Raw genomic sequence first — 21,060 nt, 5'->3', positions numbered from 1 at the left:
ACGGCACATGCCGCCGCGCGACGCCCACGCCTAGACTGCCGACTGCTCCCGGATCCACGACGCCATGCGCAGCCTCTATCCCGAGATCGAGCCGTTCGACAGCGGCATGCTCCAGGTCGACGACCGCCACACGCTGTACTACGAGCAGTGCGGCAATCCGAACGGCAAGCCGGTGGTCATCCTGCACGGTGGCCCGGGCGGTGGATGCAGCCCGAAGATGCGGCAATTCCACGATCCGGCGAAGTACCGCATCGTGCTCTTCGACCAGCGCGGTTCCGGGCGTTCGACGCCGCATGCCGACCTCGTCGACAACACGACCTGGCATCTCGTCGCCGACATCGAAACCCTGCGCGAGCACCTGGGCATCGACAAGTGGCAGGTGTTCGGCGGCTCCTGGGGTTCGACGCTCGCGCTGGCGTACGCACAGACGCATCCGCACCGCGCGACCGAACTCGTGCTGCGCGGCATCTTCATGCTGCGGCGCTGGGAACTGGAATGGTTCTACCAGGAAGGTGCGTCGCGCCTGTTCCCGGAAGCGTGGCAGCACTACCTCGCGGCGATTCCACCGGTCGAACGCCACGACCTGATCAGCGCCTTCCATCGCCGCCTCACCAGCGACGATCCGGCCACGCGCCTCGCCGCCGCGCGCGCCTGGAGCGTGTGGGAAGGCGCGACGTCATTCCTGCACTACGACCCCGACTTCACCGCGGCGCACGACGAAGCCGAGTTCGCGCTCGCCTTCGCGCGCATCGAGAACCACTACTTCGTTCACAGCGGCTTCTTCGAAGTCGACGACCAGCTCCTGCGCGACGCCCCGCGCATCGCGCACATCCCGACGTTCATCGTCCACGGGCGTTACGACGTGGTCTGCCCGGTGCAGAACGCCTACGACCTGAAGCAGGCGCTGCCGCAGGCGCAACTGGTGATCTCACCCGCATCGGGACATTCGGCGTTCGAGGCGGAGAACATCGACGCGCTGGTGAATGCGACGGACCGCTTCGCGGGTTGATTGGCAGTTGTCGAAAAAAAAGGCGGGCCTCGGCTCGCCTTTTTCGTATCAGTACGCCGGCGCGCGATGCCAGGCCCAGGCGGTCTCGATGATCGGCTCGATGCGATCGAATCGCGGCGTCCAGCCGAGATGTTCGCGCGCACGCGCGCTCGATGCGACCAGCACCGGCGGATCGCCGGCACGCCGCGGTGCGATCTCGTAGGGAATGTCGATGCCGGTCACGCGGCGTGCTGCTTCGATGACGTCGAGCACGGAGAAGCCATTGCCGTTGCCCAGGTTGAAACGGTGCGCGCCGGGCTCGCGGTCCATCCAGTCGAGCGCACGCAGGTGCGCGTCGGCGAGGTCGAGCACGTGCACGTAGTCGCGCACGCAGGTGCCATCGTGCGTCGGGTAGTCGTTGCCGAATACCTTGAGGCCCGTGCCTTCGCCGTTCGCCGCCTTGAGCGCATTCGGGATCAGATGTGTTTCCGGATCGTGCGATTCCCCGATGCCTTCATCCGCCGCTGCGCCGGCCGCATTGAAGTAGCGCAGTGCGACCGAGCGCAGTCCGTACGCGTTGGCGGCATCTGCGAGCAGGCGCTCGACCATCAGCTTCGACGCGCCGTATGGGTTGATCGGATTCGTCGGATGCGTTTCGTCGATGACGTCGCTGACCGGATTGCCGAACACCGCCGCGGTCGACGAAAAAACCAGCTTGTCGACGCCATGGCGCTTCATCGCTTCCAGCAGGTTGAGCGTGCCGGTCACGTTGTTCTGGTAGTACGCGTACGGATCGGTGACCGATTCGCCGACCAGCGAGCGCGCGCAGAAGTGCATGACGGCGTCGACCTTGCGATCGAACGCCGCGTCGAGCGTCTCCGGGCGCAGGAGGTCGCCGTCGACCAGTCGTCCCCAACGCACCGCTTCGCGGTGGCCGGTCAGCATGTTATCGAGGACGGTGACGTCGAAGCCCGCGCGCGAGAGCGCGAGGCAGGCGTGCGAGCCGACATAGCCGGCGCCACCGCAGACGAGGATGTGCATGATCGCTTCCCGGGAAGGCCGGGGAATCTTAGGCGATGCGCTCGCCGCCCAAGCGCGCGGGATCCAGCGGCGTGCCGTCCGGGTTGCGTTCGAGCATCCACAGGCCACCCCAGAGCTTGAGGTCGACCTCGTAGCCTTCCGCGTGCTTGCGCATCAGCCACGCCGGCGCTTCGGCACGCGGCACGTGGTGCACGGTGATGCCTTCGTCGTCGATGCCGCCGCCTTCTCCGACGCGCACCAGGCCCGTCGCGCGAACGAAGGCGATGCGTTCGCTGCTCATGCCGGCGGTGGTCGGGCCGATCAGCAGCACTTCAAGCTGCGAGGCTTCCCAGCCGGTCTCCTCGATGAGCTCGCGCCGCGCGGCGTCGATCAGCGTGTCGTCGTCGTCGACATCGCCGACGAGGCCCGCGGGCATTTCGATCGTCGCCTTGCCCAGCGGCACGCGGTACTGCTCGACGAACACGACTTCATCGTCGGGCGTCGCGGCGACGATGATCACCGCCATGCCGTGGCCGTGCACGCGCTCGGCATACTCCCAGCGGCCGCGTTTGACGAGGCGCAGCCAGCGGCCTTCGTGCAGGGTTTCGAGCGGAGCGTCGTGATCGGGCGTCATGGCGGCAGGCGAACGGCGTTGCCGTCGATGCTAGACGGTCTCGGACGTCACCGGTATGAAGTCGATGCCGCAGGCCGCATGGATGCGTCGGCGCGTCAGCGGGCCGAAACGCAGGCGCTCGCAGAGATCCAATAGCGCTTCGCGCTGGGTCGTGCCGCGGCGGAACTGCGCATCGCTGCCTTCGCAGGGCGCGTCGAGTGCGATCGTGGTGAGCGCGCGGCAGAGCAGGGCCTGCTCGCGATGCATGCGCAACTGCTGCGCGCAACGGGCGGCACCGCGCAGTGCAGACAGGTAGGGCACTTCGTCGACGCGGCGCAGCAGTTCGTCCAGCGTCCCGAAGTGCGCGAGCAGCGCGGCCGCCGATTTCGAGCCGATGCCGGGCACGCCGGGAATGTTGTCGACCGCGTCGCCAGTGAGTGCGAGGTAGTCGGCGATCTGGTCGGCGCGAACACCGTGTCGTGCGGGGACGCCCGCAGCGCCCCAACGCTGGCCGCGCGCGAAATCCCACTGCTCGTCGTGATCGCCAAGCAGCTGCGACAGGTCCTTGTCCGCCGATACGATCACGCCGCGGAAACCATGCGCGCGCGCCACGTGCAGTGCACTGCCGATCAGGTCGTCCGCTTCGTAGTCGGTGTGCGCGAGGATGGTGAGGCCCATCGCGACGCAGAGGTCCTTGCACGCCGCGAACTGGCGCTTGAGCTCGTCCGGCGCCGGCTCGCGATTGGCCTTGTAGGCCGGGTAGAGGCGATTGCGGAAACAGCTGTCCAGCGCTTCGTCGAAGGCGACGACGATGTGCTCCGGTTGGGCCCGCTCCATCAGCTCGAGCAGGAACCGCGCGAAGCCGTGCACCGCGTTGGTCGGATGACCGTCCACGTCGGTGAATTCGTTCGGCATCGAATGCCAGGCGCGGAACACGTAGACGCTCGCATCGACGAGGTGCAGCGTGCGGGGCGTCGTCGACGCAGCGGTCATCAGGGTGTCCAGTCGGTCAGCAGGAGCGCGGGATCGGGGCGGTCGCGCTCGGGCGCGGGCTGGCGGATCGATCCCATGTGGATGAAGCCGGCGACGACTTCGTCGTCCGCCACGCCGAGAACGCGACGGATCACCGGGTCGTAGGCCGCCCAGCCCGTCAGCCAGACCGCACCGAACCCGAGCGCCTGCGCGGCCTGGAGGAGGGCGAAGCATACGCAGCCCGCGCTGAGCAGACGCTCGCTGGCCGGAATCTTCGCGTCCTCGCCCTGGTTGGCCACGACGGTGAGGATCACCGGGGCATGCAGGAAGCGCTGGCGGTCCTTCTCGACCACGGCGTCGCTGGCGCCCGGATCGCGCTCGCGGCTTCGCGCAGCGAGGCGTTCGCCGAGCGCCTCCCGGGCCGCGCCTTCGATGCGGATGAAGCGCCACGGCACCCGTTTTCCGTGATCGGGGACACGCACGGCGGACTGCAGCATGCGCATCACCTCGGCGTGACCAGGACCGGGGTCACATAACTGGGTTGCAGGTACGGAACGTCGTGCGTCGAGCGCATTCAACGCCGGGAAATTGCCGCCTGTCGGCGTTGTTTCGGTCGCTTGGGACATGGCGCACAGATCAGTGAATGGAGGCAGGAAGTGACGCAGATTGCCACTATCCTGCAAATCCAGTCGAACCTGCGGCAGCAGCGACACCCGCTGGAGTAAGTACCGTGACCAGCCCGTTTTTTGATCAGGGAATCGACTCGCGCCACGACCCCGCGCGCGTGCTCGAAGCATTGAAGCGGCTCGCCGTGGAGCGCCTCGGGACCTTCCCGACCTCGCTCTACGTCACCGCCGAGAAGGAACTCGCCGAGGCCGGCCCCGACGCCTATCACGAACTCGCGGGCGTCAACGTGCTGCGCGCGCGCAGCGCGTCGGACACGATGAATTTCCGCCAGCAGATCGCGCAGGCGTTCGACGAATTCCGCAACCCCTTCATCCGGTCCGGCATGACGCTGGGCCTGATAGAGGAAGAGGTGATCGACCTGCACCTGCAGGCGCAAGCCCTCACCGAAATTCTCGACAAACGCTATCAGCAGCAGCTGCAGTCGCTGCGCACGCAGATGGAGGAGCTCGCGCTCGCCATGCGCGTGCCGGCCGGCCCGAATCCGGTGTCGCCGAGCAAGCTGTGCTCGACGCTGATCAGCGCGATCGGCAATGCGGGCATTTCGGAACCGCTCGGCCGCGTGCTGTTCCGCCAGTTCCAGCAGCAGCTCGTGCCGATGCTCGACGCGCTGTACCCGAACCTGGGTGCGGTGCTGACGCGCGCGGGCTATGGCACGTCGGCGTGGTCGCCAGCGGCGATCGCGAAGTTCGATCGCGACGAGATCGAAACCCCGCGCGCCCCGCTCCCGGAAGCGGACGCCCAGGCCGTGCTGCCGCAGAACGAGACGCCGTACTACGGCGCGCCGGCACCGCAGCAGCATGCGCCGCATCAATACGCACCGCAGCAGTACGCACCCCAGTACGCACCGCAGGCCCCGTCGTATCCGCAGCAGGCGCCGCTCGCTCGTTCGCTGGGCGACGGCACGGGCAGTCATCGCCATTCCACCGAGCTCGAGCCGCTGCGCGAGCAGCTCCGCCTGTGGCGCATGGAGCGCCAGCACGGCGGCGTGCGCACGCTGGCGAAGGCGCCGGTCGGCCTGCAGTACGGCGTGCCGGGCTATGGCTCGGCCGGCGGTGGTGCGGGCGGAATGGGCGCCGGCGGCATGGGCGCGGGTTCCGCAGGCGGCATGGGCGGTGGCGGTTATGGCGCCGCGCCCGTGCTTCGCGAATTCCAGCCGCGCGAGCTCACGAGCATCGCCTCGGTGTTGCAGGCCGAGCCGCCGGATATTTTCGCGCGTGCGCTCGGCGTCAACGGCAAGCTGTCCGATGCGATCCGCGGCTATCTCGCCGAAGGTGCGCGTCGCATGGGCCTGCATCCGGAATACACCGCGCTGTCGGCGGACGATGAGGACGCCGTCGACATGGTCGCGCTGCTGTTCGAATCGCTGTTCCGTACGCATGCGCTGCAGGACCGCGCCCGTCGCGTCTACGCGCGCCTCGTGCTGCCGTACCTGAAGGTGGCGATCAACGACGACTCCATGTTCGTCGAGAGCCAGCATCCGGCCCGTCGCCTGCTCGACGCGCTGACCGAAGCATGCGAAGACAACACCGGCGCCACGCCGCAGGAGCGCGAGCTTCTGGAGCGCGCGTCCGCGGTGTCGCAGCGCATCGTCGCCGAGTTCAACGAAGACCTCTCGGTGTTCGAGATGGCCTACGCGGAGCTCGAGGACCTGCTGTCGCAGCAGCGTCGTCGCGTGGAGCTGCAGGAGCAGCGCGCGGCGAAAGCGAGCTACGGCCGCGAGCGCCTCGCGCAGGCCCGTACGCGTGCCGACACCGTGCTGCAGCGCCGCCTCGCGCAGACGCCGCTGACGCAGGCCGTGGGCGACTTCCTGATCACACCGTGGCGTCACCACCTCGTGCAGACGCTTCTGCGCGACGGCGAGGACAGCGTGCGGTTCCGCGATGCGATCGCGATGGGCGACGCGCTCGCGCATGCCGACGTGCTGGCTTCGCGTGCCGAAGGGGATTCGCTGGTGCGCCAGCTGCTCGATCTCGAAGAGCCGCTGACGGAATGCCTGGCCTCGTCGGGCCTGGACGCGACCGCGGCCAGCCACGGCCTCGCCGGCATCGTCCGCGGCTTGGCCGATCCGGACGCCGCGCGTCGCGTGCGTCCGATGCCCGCGCCGGTGCGTGATGAGCCCGAGCAGGAAACGCGTCTTTGGCTCGCGGGCGGTACCGACACGATGCGCGCCGACCCGCAGTGGATGGCGAAGGTGCGCAAGCTCGAGGTCGGCTCGTGGGTGCGCCTGTCCGATGCGCAGGGCGAGCCCATCTCGGCGAAGGTCGCCTGGGTGAGCCCGCTCACCTCGCGCCTGCTGCTGGTAAACCGTCGCGGCATGCGCGTGCTCGCGGCCAGCGTCGAGGAGCTCGCGGTGCTCGGTGTCGAGGGTCGCCTGACGATCGCCAGCGGCCAGTCGCCGTTCGACGCGGCGATGGAACAGCTCCAGCAGCAGCTGCGCGCGGTCGGCGGCAACTGATCGGATTGGAGTGGTACGCGAAAGGGCGGCTTCGGCCGCCCTTTTGTTTGGGTGATCTCGACGCAACTGCCGCCGGCCGCGATTCGCCGCTAGGATGCGTCGACGCCCCCGATGGAGCACGCGCATGACGGCAGTGACGGTTGGCATCCTGCGCGAGCGCGCGCCCGGCGAGCGCCGCGTGGCGGCGACGCCCGAGACGGTGCGCAAACTCGTCGCGCGCGGTGCGCAGGTGTGCATCGAGCCGGGTGCGGGTGTGGGCGCGGGCTTCGTCGACGATGCCTACCTGCAGGCGGGGGCGACGACCGCCGACGCCGCATCGATCGTTCGCGATGCCGACGCACTGCTCGCGGTGCAGGCGCCGGCCGACGATGTGCTCGCGGCGCTCAAGCCCGGCACGACAGTCGTCGGTCTGCTCGCGCCGCAGGCGTCCGAATCACGCCAGGCGGTGATCCGCGATCGCGGCCTGCAGGCGTTCCCGCTCGAACGCCTGCCGCGCACCACCCGCGCGCAGGCAATGGACGTGCTGAGTTCGCAGGCGGGCATGGCGGGCTACAAGGCGGTGCTGATCGCCGCGACGCTGGCGCCGAGGTTCTTCCCGATGCTGACCACGGCCGCCGGCACGATCCGTCCGGCCAAGGTGCTGATCATCGGTGCGGGCGTCGCGGGATTGCAGGCGGTCGCGACGGCCAAGCGTCTCGGCGCACAGGTCGAAGGCTTCGACGTGCGCCCGGAAACGCGCGAGCAGATCGAATCACTGGGCGGCAAGTTCCTCGACCTCGGCGTCAGTGCAGCGGGCGAAGGCGGTTACGCGCGCGCGCTCACTGACGAAGAACGCGCCGAACAACAGAAGCGCCTCGGCGCGCATCTCGGCTCTGTCGATGTCGTCGTGTGCACGGCTGCGGTGCCGGGGCGTCCGGCGCCGAAGATCGTCACGTCGTCGATGGTTGCCGGCATGAAGCCCGGCAGCGTGATCGTCGACCTCGCCGCCGAAAGCGGGGGCAACTGCGAGGCGACGGTGCCGGGCGAAACGATCGATGCCAACGGCGTGACCGTCGCGGGTCCGCTCGGCCTCGCGAGCATGGGCGCCGTGCACGCGAGCGAGATGTACGCGCGCAACGTGCTGAACTTCGTCAGCCTGTTCCTCGACGGCGGCGCGCTGTCGTTCGACTGGAGCGACGAGCTGCTCGCGAAGACGGTATGGCCGGAGCGTGCGGTAGAGGCAGCGCCGGCAGCGGCGTGATCGTTCAAATTCGCGTCGCGACGTGATCCGTCGCGACGCGCATCAGGCTTCGTCCTGATTCATTGGCGGACGCGGCGATCGACGCCGTGCCGCGCGACCTCAATGCGTCGCCGACTGCGACTGCAGCCACGCCTTGCGCTGCTCCGGCGTCATCGCGCGCAGCTTCTGACGCATCGCCTTCTTGTCCTCGGGCGACATCTGACGGAATTTCTCGAACGCCGCGCGCGCCTGTTCGCGTTCGGCCGGCGACATGTCCTGGAACTTGGCGATGCCGCGACGCGCTTTCGCGCGCTCGTCCGGCGTCATCGTCTTCCAGCGTTGTGCGTGGTCGAACATGCGCTCACGCGTCTGCGGATTCGAGTTCCAGCGTTCGCGCAGCGGCGCGATCAGCATTTCGCGCTGCTGCGGCGTGAGGTGATCCCAGTCGGGCAGTGCCGCGGTCGCGGGCGCGGTCTGCGCCTGCGACGGCAGCGCAATCGCGAACACTAGGGCGGTGAGGACGGAAAGAAACAAACGCTTCATGACTTACTCCGGCTGGGCCGAGCGTTCGTCGCCCAGCCACATGTAGAACTCGGGGTCTTCCGATAGGTCGGGTGCGACGGCTTCGGCGTCGTTCGCGCCCGGCAGACGCGAAACGGGCTTGGGTGTGATCGCGGCGATGCGCGGTGCGGTCGACGGTGTGACGCGCGCTGTCGTCGAGGTGTTGGTGGGCGCCGCGGGCGTCGTCGCTGTCGCGACGACCTCGCGACCCGTCGACTGCGGCGCCGCCGGCCCGGAGCCCGGCGGACGCAGCTGCACCACCAGCGCGAGCGCAAGGCCCGCGGTGGCGACGCCAGCCCAGGGCAGCAACCGGCGCGACGTTCCGCGCGCTTCACCTTTCAGCGCCAAGCGGCGCCGTTGCGCGAGCTGCGCATTGACGCGGGCCGACAGCTGGTCGAGCGACGCCGCGTGGACGGCGCGGGCGCGCGCGTCGAAGTCGTCGTCGTGCATGTTCATCGGAAATCCTCCAATTGCTTCTGCAGCGCCTCGCGCGCGCGGGACAGATGCGTTTTGACCGAGCCGTCGCTGCAGCCCATCACCCGTGCCGTCGTCTCGACGTCCAGCTCTTCGAGCACCCGCAGCGTGAATGCCTCACGCTGGCGCGCGGGCAGACGCTGCAACGCCTCGGCGAGGCGTGCATACGCCTCGCGCGAGTCGTTCGCCCGCGACGGATCCGGTCCCGGATCCGCCCAGTCGATCGGTCCTTCGTCGTCCGCCGGCGGTGGCGCAAGCCACTTGAGGCGGAACGTGCGGCGGCGCTGCAGGTCGATGATCCGGCTGCGCAGCACGCTCCAGAACAGCGGCGTCCATTCCGCGGCGGGCCGGTGCGCGTAGGCGAGCATCTTCACCATCGCGTCCTGCACCGCATCCAGTGCGTCGTCGCGATGGCGCAGGCCGAGTTCGGCGAAGCGGAACGCACGACCGGAGATCGATGCGAGGAAGGCATCGAGCGTCTGCGGTGGGTCGTCACCGCCCGGGGCCTCCACGGCCTGCGCCATCGCGAGGGTCATCCGTGGCGACGATCCCAGCGGCGGTCGAAGCGCTGGCCCTTGTGGTCGAGGCGCGCGTTGATGCGGTCGCCCCTGTGGTCGAGGCGGTTGTCGATGCGGTTGCCACGTGCGTCGAGGCGGTGCTCGATGCGGTCGCCTTCGCGTTCCAGGCGGGCAGCGCGCTGTTCATGGCCGGCTGCCTCGGCCTTGTCGGCGCGGGCGTCGTAGCGCTCGTCAATGCGGTCGCCCTTGGCGTCCAGGCGGTCCTCGATGCGGTCACCGCGGTTGTCGAGGCGATTTTCGATGCGGTCACCCCGCTGGTCGAGGCGCTGCTCGACGCGGTCGCCGCGGTCCTCGGTGGACTGGGCGTGGGCGGTCGGCAGTGCGGCGGTCAGCAGCAGGGGCAGGGCGTAAGCGACGATCTTGCTCATGGCGGGTCTCTCCTTAGGTCGTGTCGTGGCCCGGCGTCCCGGAGGCGTGCTGCGCAGCACATCCGGAAACGCCCGGCACGCGGCCGGGTTGACGGCCGCCCGCAAGAATTCAGCCGTCGTTATGATGGACCCGAACTCGGGGAGGGGCGCATGACGGACGGCTTCGTGGCGCTGTACATCTTCATGCTCGCGGCGATCGCGGGTCACGTGATCATTTCGCGGGTGCCGGTGATCCTGCACACGCCACTCATGTCGGGGTCGAACTTCATCCACGGCATCGTGCTGATCGGCGCGATCGTGGTGCTGGGCGAGGCCGATACCACGCTCGAGAAGGCGATCGGCTTCGTCGCCGTGCTGCTCGGCGCGGGCAATGCCGCCGGCGGCTACGTCGTCACCGAACGAATGCTCGACATGTTCAAGGCGTCCAGGAAGCCGGAGAAGAAGGCGTGAGCGGCGCAATGGATCCGCGCACGCTGCTCGCCGCCGCCAGCTATTTCGTCGCCGCCACGCTGTTCCTGCTCGGCCTGCAGCGCATGGCCTCGCCGGTCACCGCGCGCAGCGGCATCCGCTGGGCCGGTGCCGGCATGCTCATCGCGACCGCCGCGAGCTTCCTGCTGCCGGGACTGCACAACCTGCCGCTGATCGTGCTCGCACTCGCGATCGGCACTGCGGCGGCGTGGGTGTCGGGCAAGAAGGTGGCGATCACCGACATGCCGCAGATGGTCGCGCTCTACAACGGCATGGGCGGCGGTTCTGCGGCGGCGATCGGCGCGGTCGAACTGTTGCGCCTGTCCGGTGGGTCGCGCGATACGTCGACGACGGCGCTCGTGCTCGCCGTCATCGGTGCGTTGATCGGTGCGGTCTCGCTGTCGGGTTCCGTCATCGCCTGGGCGAAGCTCGACGGGCGTATGGACAAGCGCTACGTGTTCCCCGGCCAGCAGGCGTTCAACGCGGTCGTGTTCCTCGTCGCGCTCGCACTCGGCGCCGCTGCGGTGTGGATGATCGCGATCGCACCGATCTCGACGCCGAACGACGTGCGCATGATCGTGCTCGGCTTCTTCATCGCCGCACTCGCGGTGGGCGTGCTGATGACGCTGCCGATCGGCGGCGCCGACATGCCGGTCGTGATCTCCTTGTACAACGCGTTCACCGGTCTGGCGGTCGCGTTCGAAGGCTACGTGCTCGGCAACGAAGCGTTGATCATCGCGGGCACCATGGTCGGTGCGGCCGGCATGCTGCTGACGCGCCTGATGGCGAAGGCGATGAATCGCCCGATCAGTGGCGTGCTGTTCGGATCGTTCGGTGGTGGCGGCGAAGCGCAGGAAATCACCGGCAGCCAGAAGCCGATCGAAGCCGGCGACGTCGCCGCATTGATGGGTTATGCCGAGCGCGTCGTCATCGTCCCGGGCTACGGCATGGCCGTCGCGCAGGCGCAGCACAAGATCTGGGAGCTGACGCAGAAGCTCATGGATCGCGGGGTCAAGGTGAAGTTCGCGATTCATCCGGTCGCGGGCCGCATGCCGGGCCACATGAACGTGCTGCTCGCCGAAGCCGGCGTGCCCTACGACCTCATCGCCGACATGGACGACATCAACCCGGAGTTCAAGAACACCGACGTCGCGCTGGTCATCGGCGCAAATGACGTGGTGAATCCGGTCGCGAAGACGGATCCGGCAAGTCCGATCTACGGGATGCCGATTCTGGATGTCGTCGATGCGAAGAATGTCGTGGTGATCAAGCGCGGTCGCGGCACCGGTTTCGCCGGCATCGAGAACGCGCTCTTCTATGCCGACAACACGCGCATGCTGTTCGGCGACGGCGCGGAGATGGCGGCGGCCCTCGTCAGTGAGCTGAAGGCGCTGGACGGCGGCGGGCACTGACCAGCGGCCAGCCGCCGGCAACACATAGCGCCAGCACCACCCACACCGCATCGCGCCAGTCGTTGGCGATGCCTGCGACCGTCCAGGCGTGGTGCGCGCCCAGCTTGCCCAGCGCTTCGATCGTGCCGCTGCCGAGCGGCACGCCGATATTGATCGCGATGATCGACCAGTTCGCGAGCACGATGAGCGCGGTCGTCGACAGCAGCGCCGTCACCGCGCGCACGCCGGGCCGCAAGGCGGGCGCGAGCCCCAGCACCCACAGCACATCCACCGCGCCGACGATCGCCATGAAGCTGCACTGCCGCTCGGAATAGAGCGAGGCCAGTACCCAGAGCGCGGCGAACCCGGCGATGACCAGCGGCAGCAGGAAACAGACGAGCCAGGCGGAGCGGGTCGAGGGCATCGGAACAGAACGCTGTAGCGGCTGCACAGGATAGCCGGCGGACAGGGAAGGGCCGGGAAACTGGACTAAAATGGTCGGAGTTGAGAGGTGCTCCGTCCGATGTATTCCCGATCCAGTGAACCCGTCCGCTTTGAGCGCGACTGCGCGGCCGTGCTCGTCCCGCAAGGCGAGGCGGTGACGCTGCCTGCGGGCAGTGTCGGCTACATCACGCAGGCGCTGGGCGGCAGCTTCACGGTGTTCGTCGAGGGCAACCTGTTCCGCATCGCCGGCCGCGACGCCGACGCCATCGGCAAGGAGCCGCCGGCCCCGCTCGAGCTGGCGGCCGGCGCTGACGACGCGGCCGTCGAAAAGCTGGTCTGGCAGCAGCTGCGGACCTGTTTCGACCCGGAGATCCCGATCAACGTGGTCGACCTCGGCCTCGTCTACAACGTCGATGTGCTCGCCCACGAAGAGAAGGCCGGTGAGCGGCAGGTGCGCGTCGAGATGACGCTGACCGCCCCCGGCTGCGGCATGGGCGACGTGCTGGTCGCCGACGTGCGCGACAAGCTGGAGCTGATCCCGACCGTCGCGGACGCGGACGTGGAACTGGTCTTCGACCCGCCGTGGAACCGTTCGATGATGTCCGAAGTGGCGCGCCTCGAGACCGGGATGCTCTGAAGCGCGGTTCTTCCCGCGTCGCGACTCCGCCGGCCGGGCTCTCCTCATTTCCGAAATTCGACCCTGATGCGATGGCGCATGCTGTCTGCACGGTGTTCGCGCGCGTGCGTTCGGCGGTGGAACCACGACATCGTGACGCGGAATGCCGGGTTTCGGGCGGCTTCGGCAGCACGCGCACCGACGCTGTATTTGCCGCTCGTCGGCAGGTCGCCGGGCCCGGACGCGCGGTCGAACGGAATGCGATGGCAACGGCAAAATTTGTGGACACCGGACACGCTCCTGTCGCAATTCCATGCTGCGCCGCGCCATAGATGCCGGTGGCAGGACAGGACATCCGCACCGGCCTCTTGGCTGAGTCCTAGATAAATCAGCGGCTTACACCCGTAAACGTAAACCGCTCATCGGACCGGCCAAAAAATTTCAAAAAATTTTGCGTGAAGGGCCCGACAGGGTTCCACCTTGCGTGACTGGACGCAGACGGATCGCGTCCAACCGTGCCCCAGTCGCTTCGCAAGCTGTGACCCCGGGGCTTCGCCGTCCACCTATCCGGCGTTCCCACGTCAAGGAATTCTCGATGTCGCACTCGAATACGCGTTTGTGTTTCATGGCGCTGTCCCCGCTGGTGCTCGCGCTCGCCGCTGGCAGCGCAGGTGCCGCGACCCGCATCGATCTGAACAAGATGTCGCTCAACAAGGCGCAGGGCCAGTACAAGGCCGCCGTCGCCAGCCTCGGCGCCGCCTCGGTCGCCAAGGATCGCCACGCCGAACTGATCGGCATGGATTCGCTGTCGGCGCTGAACCAGATCGGCTACGCCCAGGATCGCGACGGCACCAAGCACTACCGCTACCAGCAGACCTTCCGCGGCATCCCGGTGTTCGGTGAAAACATCGCCGTCGCCGAGAACAACGGCGCGGTCAAGACGATGTTCGGCCGCAAGGTCGACGGCCTCGCCGCCGAAATCCCGGCCGGCGCCGTGAAGCTCTCCAGCGCGCAGGCGCTCGACGTCGGCAAGCGCGTCGGCCTCGGCCAGGGCATCGCAAAGGCGGCGACGCGCAATGAGAAGTCGGACCTGATGATCTACGTCGACGACGCCGGCCACGCGCACCGCGCGTACGTCGTGTCGTACTTCGCGGACGGCAACGGCGTCGCGGCGACGCGTCCGTTCGTCATCGTCGACGCGAACGACGGCACCGTGCTGAAGCGCTGGGAAGGCCTCACGAGCGCCGCCGTCGGCACGGGCCCGGGCGGCAACGCCAAGACCGGCCAGTACGAATGGGGTTCGGGCGGCCGCTACGGCTACCTCGACGTCACCCAGTCGGGCACCACGTGCACGATGAACAACACCAACGTGAAGTCGGTCAACCTCAACGGTGGCACGACGGGCACGACGGCGTACTCGTACACCTGCCCGCGCAACACGTACAAGGCCATCAACGGCGCGTACTCGCCGATCAACGACGCCCACTACTTCGGCGGCGTGATCACCAACATGTATCCGGCGTACACCGGCTACAACGCGCTGAACTTCCAGCTCGTCATGCGCGTGCACTACAAGACGAGCTACGAGAACGCGTTCTGGGACGGCTCGACCATGTCCTTCGGTGACGGCGCCAGCACGTTCTATCCGCTGGTGTCGGCCGACGTCGCGGGCCACGAGGTGTCGCACGGCTTCACCGAGCAGCACTCGAACCTGACGTACTCCGGCCAGTCGGGCGGCATGAACGAAGCCTTCTCCGACATGGGCGGCGAAGCGACCGAGTACTACTGGAAGGGTTCGTCCGACTTCAACGTCGGTACCGAGATCTTCAAGAACACGGGCGCGCTGCGTTACATGTGCAACCCGACCGCTGACGGCGCGTCGATCGACAACGCCGCGAACTACACGTCGAGCCTCGACGTGCACTACAGCTCGGGCGTCTACAACAAGGCGTTCTGCACCCTGGCCAAGACCACCGGCTGGAGCGTGCCGACGGCGTTCAAGGTGTTCGCTCGCGCGAATGCCCTGTACTGGACGGCGAGCAGCACGTTCAACTCCGGCGCCTGCGGCGTGCAGACGGCGGCGACCGACCTTGGCCTGAACGTGGCGGACGTCACCGCGGCGTTCAACGCCGTCGGCGTCTCGTGCTCGGGCGGTGGCGGTGGCGGCGGTACGACCGCGCTCACCAACGGCACGCCGGTCACCGGCATCGCCGGTGCCGCGGGCAGCGACAAGTACTACTCGCTGGTGGTTCCGGCGGGCGCCACGAACCTCAAGTTCGTGACCTCGGGCGGCACCGGCGACGTCGACGTCTACGCCAAGCTCGGCTCGAACCCGACCACGACGACCAACGACTGCAAGTCCGAAGGCAGCAGCACCGCCGAGACCTGCTCGATCGCGACGGCGTCGGCCGGCACCTACTACGTCCTGCTGCACGGCTATGCCGCGTACTCGGGCGTGACGCTGACCGGTAGCTACACGACCGGCGGCGGTGGCGGCGGCACCGTGCTGACGAGCGGCGTGCCGGTGACCCTGCCGAGCGTGGCGACCGGTGGTGTGTCGTCGAACTACACGCTGACGGTTCCGGCCGGCAAGACCAGCGTCGTGTTCACGATCTCGGGTGGCACGGGTGATGCCGACATGTACGTCCGCATCGGCTCCGCGCCGACGACGACGACGTACAACTGCCGTCCGTACCTCTCGGGCAACGCCGAGACCTGCACGTTCAACGCGCCGGCCGCCGGCACGTACTACGTGAACGTCCGCGCCTACGCGGCGTACTCGGGTGTCTCGCTGAAGGGCACCATCAACTGATGGTGATGCGCGCCGGGTCCGCCCGGCGCGTTTTCCGCACGGACGCAGAAAACGAAAGACCCCGGCTTCGGCCGGGGTCTTTTTTATTGCGTAACGCTTATTGCTTGGTCGAGCGCGGGTAACGTCAGTCGATCGATTCGAAGCGGTTGGCCTCGACGTTCTTGCGCACCTTCGTCGGATCCCAGATGCGGCCATTCATGGCGATGTAGACGCCCGGCGGCAGACACTGCACCGCGCCGACCGCCGTGCCGATGTTGAACTCGGCGTCCGAACCGCGGAAACGCGCCGGATTCAGCGCGCCGGTCAGCACGATGGTCTTGTCGGTCAGCGTGGCCAGCACCTGCGCGGTCTGCACCATGCTGTCGGTGCCGTGCGTCACCAGCACGTGCCGCGACGGCTGCGCGGCGATGGTCGCGCGTAGCAGTTCGCGGTCGGTATCGGTGATGTGCAGCGAATCCTTGCGCAGGATCGGAATGACGCTGAAGCGGAACGCGACGCCGAGCTCTTCGAGGATGCGGCCGATCTGCGGATCGCCGACCTGGAAATCCGACTTGTCGTCGAAGTAGATCTTGTCGATCGTGCCGCCGGTGGTGACGATGCAGAGCTGGTCCATGCCGCTATTTTGCGCGAAGTCGCGCCGGCCCGGTCAGTCCGCGGCCAGCGCCCGGCGCAGCGGGTCGAGCAGCGCGCCGTAAGCGGCCGCACGCGCGGTGTCGCCCCGCACGGGTTGACGGACCTGTGCGGCGCTCGCGGTGCGCACGCTGCGCGACGCGGCGTGGAAGTCGAGGCAGCGAGCGTCGAAGGGCAGGCCGCAGGCGTCGAGCAGGGCGCGGATGCGTGCTTCGGGCGCGGCGACGAGGTCCTCGTACCGCTGCAGCAGGATGTGCTGCGGATCGCGCGCGCGCCAGGCGTCCATGGCGCGACCGCAGATGCGCAGGTAGGCGCCGATGTCCGTGAGGTCGCAGGAGAAGTGCGGGAGCTGGAAGAACTGCTGGCGGAAGCACGACCAGCCGGTCTCCAGCGGATCGCGACGCACTTCGAGCACGGTGGCGCCGGGCAGCATCGCGCGCAGGATGCCGGCGTGCTTCCAGTTCTCCGGCATCTTGTCGGTGAAGCGTGGGCGGCTCGTGCGCCAGCGCGCGGTGCGCGCGAGGTAGTCCCGACCCAGGCGCTGCCAGTCTTCGGCCGTCGCCTGCGGCACCCATTGCGGATACGGCTGACCGCGACGCAACGATTCCTCCTGCACGAGCTGCCCGAGGTCGGGCAATTCGCTCGCGCCCTCCATCTCGGGATGCGCGGCGAGGATCTGTTCGAACAGCGTGGAACCAGAGCGCGGCAGGCCGACGATGAAGATGACTTCGCGGCCGAGCGTCGCGTCGAGCGGCGCGGGCAGCTCCGACGTGGCGGCGAGTGCAGCGTCGACGTAGCCGCGCAGCGCGTTCGCGCTCCACGGTGCGCGGGCACGCAGCGCGCCATTCGCCGCCGAGAGCGCGGCGAAGGCCTGCGGATGGCGCCCGCGATCTTCCTCGAGACGACCGAGCGCGTAGCCCATCGCGATGCGATCGGTGTCGGCGATGTCGTGCCGCGCCAGCAAAGCCTGCAGCTGCGTCGCCTCGGTGTCGGTCAATGCGCGCGTGCGAATGCTCGACAGGCCACGCCAAGCGTCGCCGCAGGCCGGGTACTGGCGCAGCACGTCGCGGTACTGCGCCATGGCTTCGTCGAAACGGCCGAGATGCACGAGGGCATCGGCGAGCAGGATGCGCGCAGGCAGCATCGCCGGTGCGAGCGACGCGGCCTTCTGCAGGATGCCGACCGCTTCCTCGCTGTCGCCGCGCTGCTGCAGGCTGCGGCCGAGGTTGAACCACGGCATCGGTTCCTGCGGGGCGAGGTCGCAGGCGCGACGCCAGCTCGCGAGCGCGGCGTCGGGATCACCGCTCGCGGCGTGGGCGCTGCCGAGATCGCAGATCAACAGCGCGTCGTCGGGATGCAGCGCGACCGCATGCAGGAAAACTTCGAGTGCCTTCCCGCGGTCACCGCGTCGACCGTGGAGCAGGCCGGAAAGGCGCAGTGCTTCGGCATGACCCGGCACCGCGGCGAGTACCGCGTCGATGCGGCGACGTGCCTCGTCGGGTCGGTTGTCGCGGATCGCGCGCGCGGCGGCGTGCAGCTCGGCGACCTGCGCCGCGTCGAGCCCCGCCATCCGCGGCTCGGCGGTCACGACGTCTTTCCGCTCCGCGCGCCGAAGCGGGCGCGCAATCCGGGCACGCTCGATGCGGCCACGATCACCAGCGCCAGCACGACTTCCGCCAACGCGTAGCCCCGTTCACCGGGGCGCGTCCAGGCCACCATCACCCCGTGGCTGAACCACAGCAGCGCCAGCACGCCGGACCAGAAACCCGCGGTGCGTCGACGCGCGAACACGCCGGCGGCACACGCAAGCGCGGGCAGCGCGAACACGACGACCGCGACCCATTCGGCGCGCAGGCCGAACCACGCCGCGAACAGGAGCGCGAGCGCGGTGAGCGCGAGGGCGAGAATCAGGCGTGCGTTCATGCCAGCTTCGCCGCGAGCGTCCCGATGCGTCGGCCGAGCGCGCGTGCGAGGTGCGCTTCGTCCTCGTCGACCGGCTGGTCGTCGCGCACACCGGCGACGTGACTCGCGCCGTAGGGCGTGCCGCCCGTGCGCGTCGTGCTCAGACGCGGTTCGGTGTACGGAATGCCGGCGACGACGCAACCGTGATGCAGCAGCGGCAACATCATCGAAATCAGCGTGGACTCCTGGCCGCCGTGCATCGTCGACGACGAGGTGAACGCGCCCGCCGGCTTGCCCACCAGCGTGCCACTGGCCCAGTCGCCGCCGAGGCCGTCGATCCAGTGCTTGAGCGGCGCGGCCATGTTGCCGAAACGGGTCGGACTGCCGATCAGCAGGCCCGCGCATTCCTGCAGGTCGCGCGATTCCACGTAGGGCGCGCCGTCGTCGGGCACGGGCGGCGACGCGGTGGTCGTCACTGCTGCCACCGGGGGCACCGTGCGCAGACGCGCCTGCATGCCCGCGACCTCCTCGACACCCCGCGCGACCTGACGCGCCAGGCGCGCCACCGCGCCGTTGCGGCTGTAGTACACGATGAGGACGTCGGGCATCGGCGCTCGAAAACGAGGGTGGACGGGGAGGATAACGCGTCCCCGCGCGCGGCCCGGCACGACTTCGCGACGCCGACGCCACCGCGTCGCCCGATCCGGTAGGCTGCGCCGCGATGGAGCTGCCCTACCTCTTGAGTCTCGTGAGCCCGCGCCTGCGCGACCGCGCGCGGGCGTTGGCGTTTTTCCGCTTCCTCGGGCGCCGCTTCCTCGACGACGAGCTGTTCCAGGCCGCGGGCGCGCTGTCGTTCACCACGCTGTTCGCGCTGCTGCCCCTGTCGATGGTGGTGTTCGGCGCACTGTCGGCGTTCGAATCGCTGCGTCCGTTGTCGCAGCAGCTCGCCGACTACGTGTTCTCCAACTACGTGCCCGGTGTCGCCCGTTCGGCGCAGACCTACCTGCTGCAGACCGCCGCGGCCAACACGGGCAAATTGACGTCCACCGGCGTGGTCGCTCTGGTGGTGTCGGTGCTGGTCACGCTGACCAGCGTCGAGTCGACGTTCAACAACATCTGGCGGGTCAAGGCAGCGCGTCCCAAGTTCGGGCGCTTCCTCGTCTACTGGACGGTGCTGACGCTGGGCGCGGTATTCGCGGCCGCGAGTCTCGCGGTATCGGCGCGCTTCTTCGCGATGGCCATGTTCGCGACGCGCGCCGGCCACGTACTCGAATCCTTCCTGTTGCAGCTGACGCCGCTGCTGATCGAGATGGCGGCGTTCGCGACGATGTACCGTGTGGTGCCGCATCGCACGGTCAAATGGCGGCACGCGCTCGGTGGCGCGGCGTTGGCGACGTTCGGCTTCGAGCTCGCGAAGTGGGGCATGGGCGCCTACCTGACCAGCTTCAACAGCTATGCGCGCATCTACCAGCAGCTCGCGATCATCCCTATCTTCCTGCTCTGGGTGTACGTGGGCTGGGTCGCGATCCTTCTCGGCGCGTCGTTCGCGGCGTCGGTATCCGCGTTCCGCTACCAGCCCGCCAGCCAGCGCCTACCGCCCGGTTACGAGATCTACGGCCTGCTGCGCATGCTCGCGCGCTTCGATGAGGCACGGCACGCGGGGCAGGGGCTGCACGTCGACGGCATCCAGCGCATGGAGCCGATGCTGACCGATGCGCTGATCCAGCAGTTCCTCGCGCAGCTGTGTTCGATCAACGTCGTGCAGCGCGCGGAGACGGGCGAATGGCTGCTCGCGCGCGATCTCGACCACCTCACGCTCGCCGAGCTGTACGAGGCCTGCCACCTGCGCATTCCGATCGCGGAGGCGCACCTGCCGTGCCGGGACGACGCGCTGGGCGCGCAGGTCACGCGCACCATCGACGACCTGCGCATTCCGGTACGCGACCTGCTCAAGCGTCGCGTCAACACCGTCTGGTCCGGAGACTCGACATGACCTGCCGCCTCCTCCCGTTGCTGCTCGCGCTCGGCCTTGCTGCGTGTGGCGAGCGCGCGACCACGCCGACGGCAGCGTCGACGCCATCCAAACCGTCGACGCCCGCGTCAGCGAAGCCCGCGGCGGCGACGCCGCCCGATCGCGAACATCCCCAGCTGCAGATCGAGCTCGTCGATGGCGCGCGGTACGACCTCACGCAGCATCGCGGCAAGTGGGTGGTCGTGAACTTCTGGGCGACCTGGTGCGGGCCGTGCCTGAAGGAAATGCCCGAGTTGTCGACGCTTGCGCAGCGCGGCGACGTCGACGTGATTGGACTAGCCTACGAGGACATCACCAAAGCCGACATGCAGGCGTTCCTCAAGACGCACACGCCGTCGTATCCGATCGCGATCCTCGACACGTTCAACCCGCCGCGCGATTTCGACGCGCCGCAGGGCCTGCCAATGACGGTGGTCGTCGCGCCGGATGGCCACGTCGCCAAGAAGTTCCTCGGTCCGGTCACGCTTGCCGCCATCGACGAGGTCGTGAAGGGGTCGAAGGGATGAGTGCGGCGCGCTTCCTGGTGTCGGGCCACGTGCAGGGCGTGGCGTTCCGCGCGCATGCGCGGCACGAGGCGCAGAATCTCGGCGTGACCGGTCACGCGCGCAACCTGCCGGACGGGCGCGTGGAAGTGATCGCGCATGGCGATGCAGCGGTGCTCGAGGAGTTCGCGGCATGGCTCGCGCACGGCCCGGCGCTGGCACGCGTGGACGCGGTGCACCGCGAGTCGCACGACGCGACGTCCACACCCGACATTTTCACCATCGGTTGACGTCGCTTCACCGCGCTCCGACGCCGCGACCGCGACGCTCGCGGCATGCGAACGAACA

Annotated in this window: 23 protein-coding genes; 10 read left to right on the top strand and 13 right to left on the bottom strand. The window is 68.5% G+C overall.

Annotated features, from left to right (window positions below; all coding sequences use genetic code 11):
* Positions 1-64 precede the first annotated feature (64 nt).
* Positions 65-1,009, top strand: a complete 945-nt coding sequence (gene pip / locus DWG18_RS10100; protein WP_115647070.1) for a prolyl aminopeptidase — start codon at positions 65-67, stop codon at positions 1,007-1,009.
* A gap of 48 nt (positions 1,010-1,057) precedes the next feature.
* Here pip and galE read toward each other — a convergent pair whose 3' ends face one another.
* The 4 genes from galE to DWG18_RS10080 are packed head-to-tail and all read right to left on the bottom strand — an operon-like array spanning position 1,058 to position 4,219.
* Entirely contained in the window at positions 1,058-2,029 is a 972-nt protein-coding gene (gene galE, locus DWG18_RS10095) for a UDP-glucose 4-epimerase GalE (RefSeq protein ID WP_115647069.1), read from the bottom strand.
* Positions 2,030-2,057: 28 nt separating this feature from the next.
* On the bottom strand, positions 2,058-2,642 hold the full coding sequence (locus DWG18_RS10090; protein ID WP_115647068.1) for an NUDIX hydrolase: 585 nt from the start codon (positions 2,640-2,642) through the stop codon (positions 2,058-2,060).
* 30 nt (positions 2,643-2,672) lie between these two features.
* Positions 2,673-3,614, bottom strand: coding sequence for a 5'-3' exonuclease H3TH domain-containing protein (locus tag DWG18_RS10085; protein WP_115647067.1), 942 nt, complete (start codon positions 3,612-3,614; stop codon positions 2,673-2,675).
* Entirely contained in the window at positions 3,614-4,219 is a 606-nt protein-coding gene (locus tag DWG18_RS10080) for a nitroreductase (RefSeq protein ID WP_115647066.1), read from the bottom strand. The genes DWG18_RS10085 and DWG18_RS10080 overlap by 1 nt, the downstream gene beginning before the upstream one ends.
* A 104-nt stretch (positions 4,220-4,323) precedes the next feature.
* Here DWG18_RS10080 and DWG18_RS10075 point away from each other — a divergent pair, with 104 nt between their 5' ends.
* On the top strand, positions 4,324-6,735 hold the full coding sequence (locus DWG18_RS10075; RefSeq protein WP_162823790.1) for a DUF1631 family protein: 2,412 nt from the start codon (positions 4,324-4,326) through the stop codon (positions 6,733-6,735).
* Positions 6,736-6,859: 124 nt separating this feature from the next.
* The gene (locus tag DWG18_RS10070; protein WP_115647064.1) at positions 6,860-7,975 is read left to right on the top strand and encodes an NAD(P) transhydrogenase subunit alpha; all 1,116 of its coding nucleotides are present in this window, start codon (positions 6,860-6,862) and stop codon (positions 7,973-7,975) included.
* Positions 7,976-8,074: 99 nt separating this feature from the next.
* Here the strand turns inward: DWG18_RS10070 and DWG18_RS10065 are convergent, their stop codons facing one another.
* The 4 genes from DWG18_RS10065 to DWG18_RS10050 are packed head-to-tail and all read right to left on the bottom strand — an operon-like array spanning position 8,075 to position 9,935.
* Positions 8,075-8,497, bottom strand: a complete 423-nt coding sequence (locus DWG18_RS10065; RefSeq protein ID WP_115647063.1) for a DUF3106 domain-containing protein — start codon at positions 8,495-8,497, stop codon at positions 8,075-8,077.
* A gap of 3 nt (positions 8,498-8,500) precedes the next feature.
* A complete protein-coding gene (locus DWG18_RS10060; RefSeq protein ID WP_115647062.1) occupies positions 8,501-8,971 on the bottom strand; it encodes a hypothetical protein in 471 nt (156 codons plus the stop codon).
* Entirely contained in the window at positions 8,968-9,525 is a 558-nt protein-coding gene (locus tag DWG18_RS10055; protein ID WP_115647061.1) for an RNA polymerase sigma factor, read from the bottom strand. Before DWG18_RS10055 ends, DWG18_RS10060 begins: the two co-directional genes overlap by 4 nt.
* Positions 9,522-9,935 carry a hypothetical protein gene (locus tag DWG18_RS10050; protein WP_115647060.1) on the bottom strand — a complete coding sequence of 138 codons (414 nt, stop codon included), beginning with the start codon at positions 9,933-9,935 and terminating at the stop codon, positions 9,522-9,524. The genes DWG18_RS10055 and DWG18_RS10050 overlap by 4 nt, the downstream gene beginning before the upstream one ends.
* A gap of 150 nt (positions 9,936-10,085) precedes the next feature.
* On the opposite strand from DWG18_RS10050, the gene DWG18_RS10045 reads away from it, so the two are divergent.
* Positions 10,086-10,385 carry an NAD(P) transhydrogenase subunit alpha gene (locus DWG18_RS10045; RefSeq protein ID WP_115647059.1) on the top strand — a complete coding sequence of 100 codons (300 nt, stop codon included), beginning with the start codon at positions 10,086-10,088 and terminating at the stop codon, positions 10,383-10,385.
* Positions 10,386-10,393: 8 nt separating this feature from the next.
* A complete protein-coding gene (locus DWG18_RS10040; protein WP_115647058.1) occupies positions 10,394-11,815 on the top strand; it encodes an NAD(P)(+) transhydrogenase (Re/Si-specific) subunit beta in 1,422 nt (473 codons plus the stop codon).
* On the opposite strand, the gene DWG18_RS10035 is transcribed toward DWG18_RS10040, so the two are convergent.
* Complete coding sequence (locus DWG18_RS10035) at positions 11,778-12,218, bottom strand: hypothetical protein (RefSeq protein ID WP_115647057.1); 441 nt, start codon at positions 12,216-12,218, stop codon at positions 11,778-11,780. The genes DWG18_RS10040 and DWG18_RS10035 overlap by 38 nt on opposite strands.
* Before the next feature lie 99 nt (positions 12,219-12,317).
* Here DWG18_RS10035 and sufT point away from each other — a divergent pair, with 99 nt between their 5' ends.
* Together sufT and DWG18_RS10025 are read left to right on the top strand one after the other, a co-directional pair.
* Positions 12,318-12,875 (top strand): putative Fe-S cluster assembly protein SufT, encoded by a 558-nt coding sequence (gene sufT / locus DWG18_RS10030; protein ID WP_115647056.1) that lies wholly within the window; start codon positions 12,318-12,320, stop codon positions 12,873-12,875.
* A 574-nt stretch (positions 12,876-13,449) separates the two neighbouring features.
* Positions 13,450-15,666: a M4 family metallopeptidase gene (locus tag DWG18_RS10025; protein ID WP_240318507.1), complete on the top strand. Its 2,217-nt coding sequence runs from the start codon at positions 13,450-13,452 to the stop codon at positions 15,664-15,666.
* Positions 15,667-15,790: 124 nt separating this feature from the next.
* Here the strand turns inward: DWG18_RS10025 and DWG18_RS10020 are convergent, their stop codons facing one another.
* The 4 genes from DWG18_RS10020 to wrbA are packed head-to-tail and all read right to left on the bottom strand — an operon-like array spanning position 15,791 to position 18,806.
* Positions 15,791-16,279, bottom strand: a complete 489-nt coding sequence (locus DWG18_RS10020) for an asparaginase domain-containing protein (RefSeq protein ID WP_115647054.1) — start codon at positions 16,277-16,279, stop codon at positions 15,791-15,793.
* 33 nt (positions 16,280-16,312) lie between these two features.
* The gene (locus DWG18_RS10015) at positions 16,313-17,884 is read right to left on the bottom strand and encodes a tetratricopeptide repeat-containing sulfotransferase family protein (protein WP_240318506.1); all 1,572 of its coding nucleotides are present in this window, start codon (positions 17,882-17,884) and stop codon (positions 16,313-16,315) included.
* A complete protein-coding gene (locus DWG18_RS10010; RefSeq protein ID WP_115647052.1) occupies positions 17,881-18,219 on the bottom strand; it encodes a DUF2069 domain-containing protein in 339 nt (112 codons plus the stop codon). The genes DWG18_RS10015 and DWG18_RS10010 overlap by 4 nt, the downstream gene beginning before the upstream one ends.
* The gene (wrbA, locus tag DWG18_RS10005) at positions 18,216-18,806 is read right to left on the bottom strand and encodes an NAD(P)H:quinone oxidoreductase (protein ID WP_115647051.1); all 591 of its coding nucleotides are present in this window, start codon (positions 18,804-18,806) and stop codon (positions 18,216-18,218) included. The genes DWG18_RS10010 and wrbA overlap by 4 nt, the downstream gene beginning before the upstream one ends.
* Before the next feature lie 113 nt (positions 18,807-18,919).
* Between wrbA and DWG18_RS10000 the strand changes: the two genes are divergently transcribed.
* Genes DWG18_RS10000 through yccX form a run of 3 tightly spaced genes read left to right on the top strand, consistent with a single transcriptional unit; the run spans position 18,920 to position 21,002 of the window.
* Complete coding sequence (locus DWG18_RS10000) at positions 18,920-20,191, top strand: YihY family inner membrane protein (protein ID WP_115647050.1); 1,272 nt, start codon at positions 18,920-18,922, stop codon at positions 20,189-20,191.
* Positions 20,188-20,736 (top strand): TlpA disulfide reductase family protein, encoded by a 549-nt coding sequence (locus DWG18_RS09995; protein ID WP_115647049.1) that lies wholly within the window; start codon positions 20,188-20,190, stop codon positions 20,734-20,736. Before DWG18_RS10000 ends, DWG18_RS09995 begins: the two co-directional genes overlap by 4 nt.
* Positions 20,733-21,002, top strand: a complete 270-nt coding sequence (gene yccX / locus DWG18_RS09990; RefSeq protein WP_115647048.1) for an acylphosphatase — start codon at positions 20,733-20,735, stop codon at positions 21,000-21,002. Before DWG18_RS09995 ends, yccX begins: the two co-directional genes overlap by 4 nt.
* The last annotated feature ends 58 nt before the right edge of the window (positions 21,003-21,060 follow it).

It is taken from the genome of Lysobacter sp. TY2-98, assembly GCF_003367355.1.
GTDB lineage: Bacteria > Pseudomonadota > Gammaproteobacteria > Xanthomonadales > Xanthomonadaceae > Cognatilysobacter.
The sequence above is the reverse complement of the archived record's forward strand: the minus strand, read 5'-3'. Positions and strand labels throughout refer to the sequence as shown.

Bases quoted from the DNA above. Each gene is read 5' to 3' on its own strand.
- pip (WP_115647070.1), top strand. From the start codon at position 65: ATGCGCAGCCTCTATCCCGAGATCGAGCCGTTCGACAGCGGCATGCTC.
- galE (WP_115647069.1), bottom strand. From the start codon at position 2,029: ATGCACATCCTCGTCTGCGGTGGCGCCGGCTATGTCGGCTCGCACGCC.
- DWG18_RS10090 (WP_115647068.1), bottom strand. From the start codon at position 2,642: ATGACGCCCGATCACGACGCTCCGCTCGAAACCCTGCACGAAGGCCGC.
- DWG18_RS10085 (WP_115647067.1), bottom strand. From the start codon at position 3,614: ATGACCGCTGCGTCGACGACGCCCCGCACGCTGCACCTCGTCGATGCG.
- DWG18_RS10080 (WP_115647066.1), bottom strand. From the start codon at position 4,219: ATGTCCCAAGCGACCGAAACAACGCCGACAGGCGGCAATTTCCCGGCG.
- DWG18_RS10070 (WP_115647064.1), top strand. From the start codon at position 6,860: ATGACGGCAGTGACGGTTGGCATCCTGCGCGAGCGCGCGCCCGGCGAG.
- DWG18_RS10065 (WP_115647063.1), bottom strand. From the start codon at position 8,497: ATGAAGCGTTTGTTTCTTTCCGTCCTCACCGCCCTAGTGTTCGCGATT.
- DWG18_RS10060 (WP_115647062.1), bottom strand. From the start codon at position 8,971: ATGAACATGCACGACGACGACTTCGACGCGCGCGCCCGCGCCGTCCAC.
- DWG18_RS10055 (WP_115647061.1), bottom strand. From the start codon at position 9,525: ATGACCCTCGCGATGGCGCAGGCCGTGGAGGCCCCGGGCGGTGACGAC.
- DWG18_RS10050 (WP_115647060.1), bottom strand. From the start codon at position 9,935: ATGAGCAAGATCGTCGCTTACGCCCTGCCCCTGCTGCTGACCGCCGCA.
- DWG18_RS10045 (WP_115647059.1), top strand. From the start codon at position 10,086: ATGACGGACGGCTTCGTGGCGCTGTACATCTTCATGCTCGCGGCGATC.
- DWG18_RS10040 (WP_115647058.1), top strand. From the start codon at position 10,394: ATGGATCCGCGCACGCTGCTCGCCGCCGCCAGCTATTTCGTCGCCGCC.
- DWG18_RS10035 (WP_115647057.1), bottom strand. From the start codon at position 12,218: ATGCCCTCGACCCGCTCCGCCTGGCTCGTCTGTTTCCTGCTGCCGCTG.
- sufT (WP_115647056.1), top strand. From the start codon at position 12,318: ATGTATTCCCGATCCAGTGAACCCGTCCGCTTTGAGCGCGACTGCGCG.
- DWG18_RS10025 (WP_240318507.1), top strand. From the start codon at position 13,450: ATGTCGCACTCGAATACGCGTTTGTGTTTCATGGCGCTGTCCCCGCTG.
- DWG18_RS10020 (WP_115647054.1), bottom strand. From the start codon at position 16,279: ATGGACCAGCTCTGCATCGTCACCACCGGCGGCACGATCGACAAGATC.
- DWG18_RS10010 (WP_115647052.1), bottom strand. From the start codon at position 18,219: ATGAACGCACGCCTGATTCTCGCCCTCGCGCTCACCGCGCTCGCGCTC.
- wrbA (WP_115647051.1), bottom strand. From the start codon at position 18,806: ATGCCCGACGTCCTCATCGTGTACTACAGCCGCAACGGCGCGGTGGCG.
- DWG18_RS10000 (WP_115647050.1), top strand. From the start codon at position 18,920: ATGGAGCTGCCCTACCTCTTGAGTCTCGTGAGCCCGCGCCTGCGCGAC.
- DWG18_RS09995 (WP_115647049.1), top strand. From the start codon at position 20,188: ATGACCTGCCGCCTCCTCCCGTTGCTGCTCGCGCTCGGCCTTGCTGCG.
- yccX (WP_115647048.1), top strand. From the start codon at position 20,733: ATGAGTGCGGCGCGCTTCCTGGTGTCGGGCCACGTGCAGGGCGTGGCG.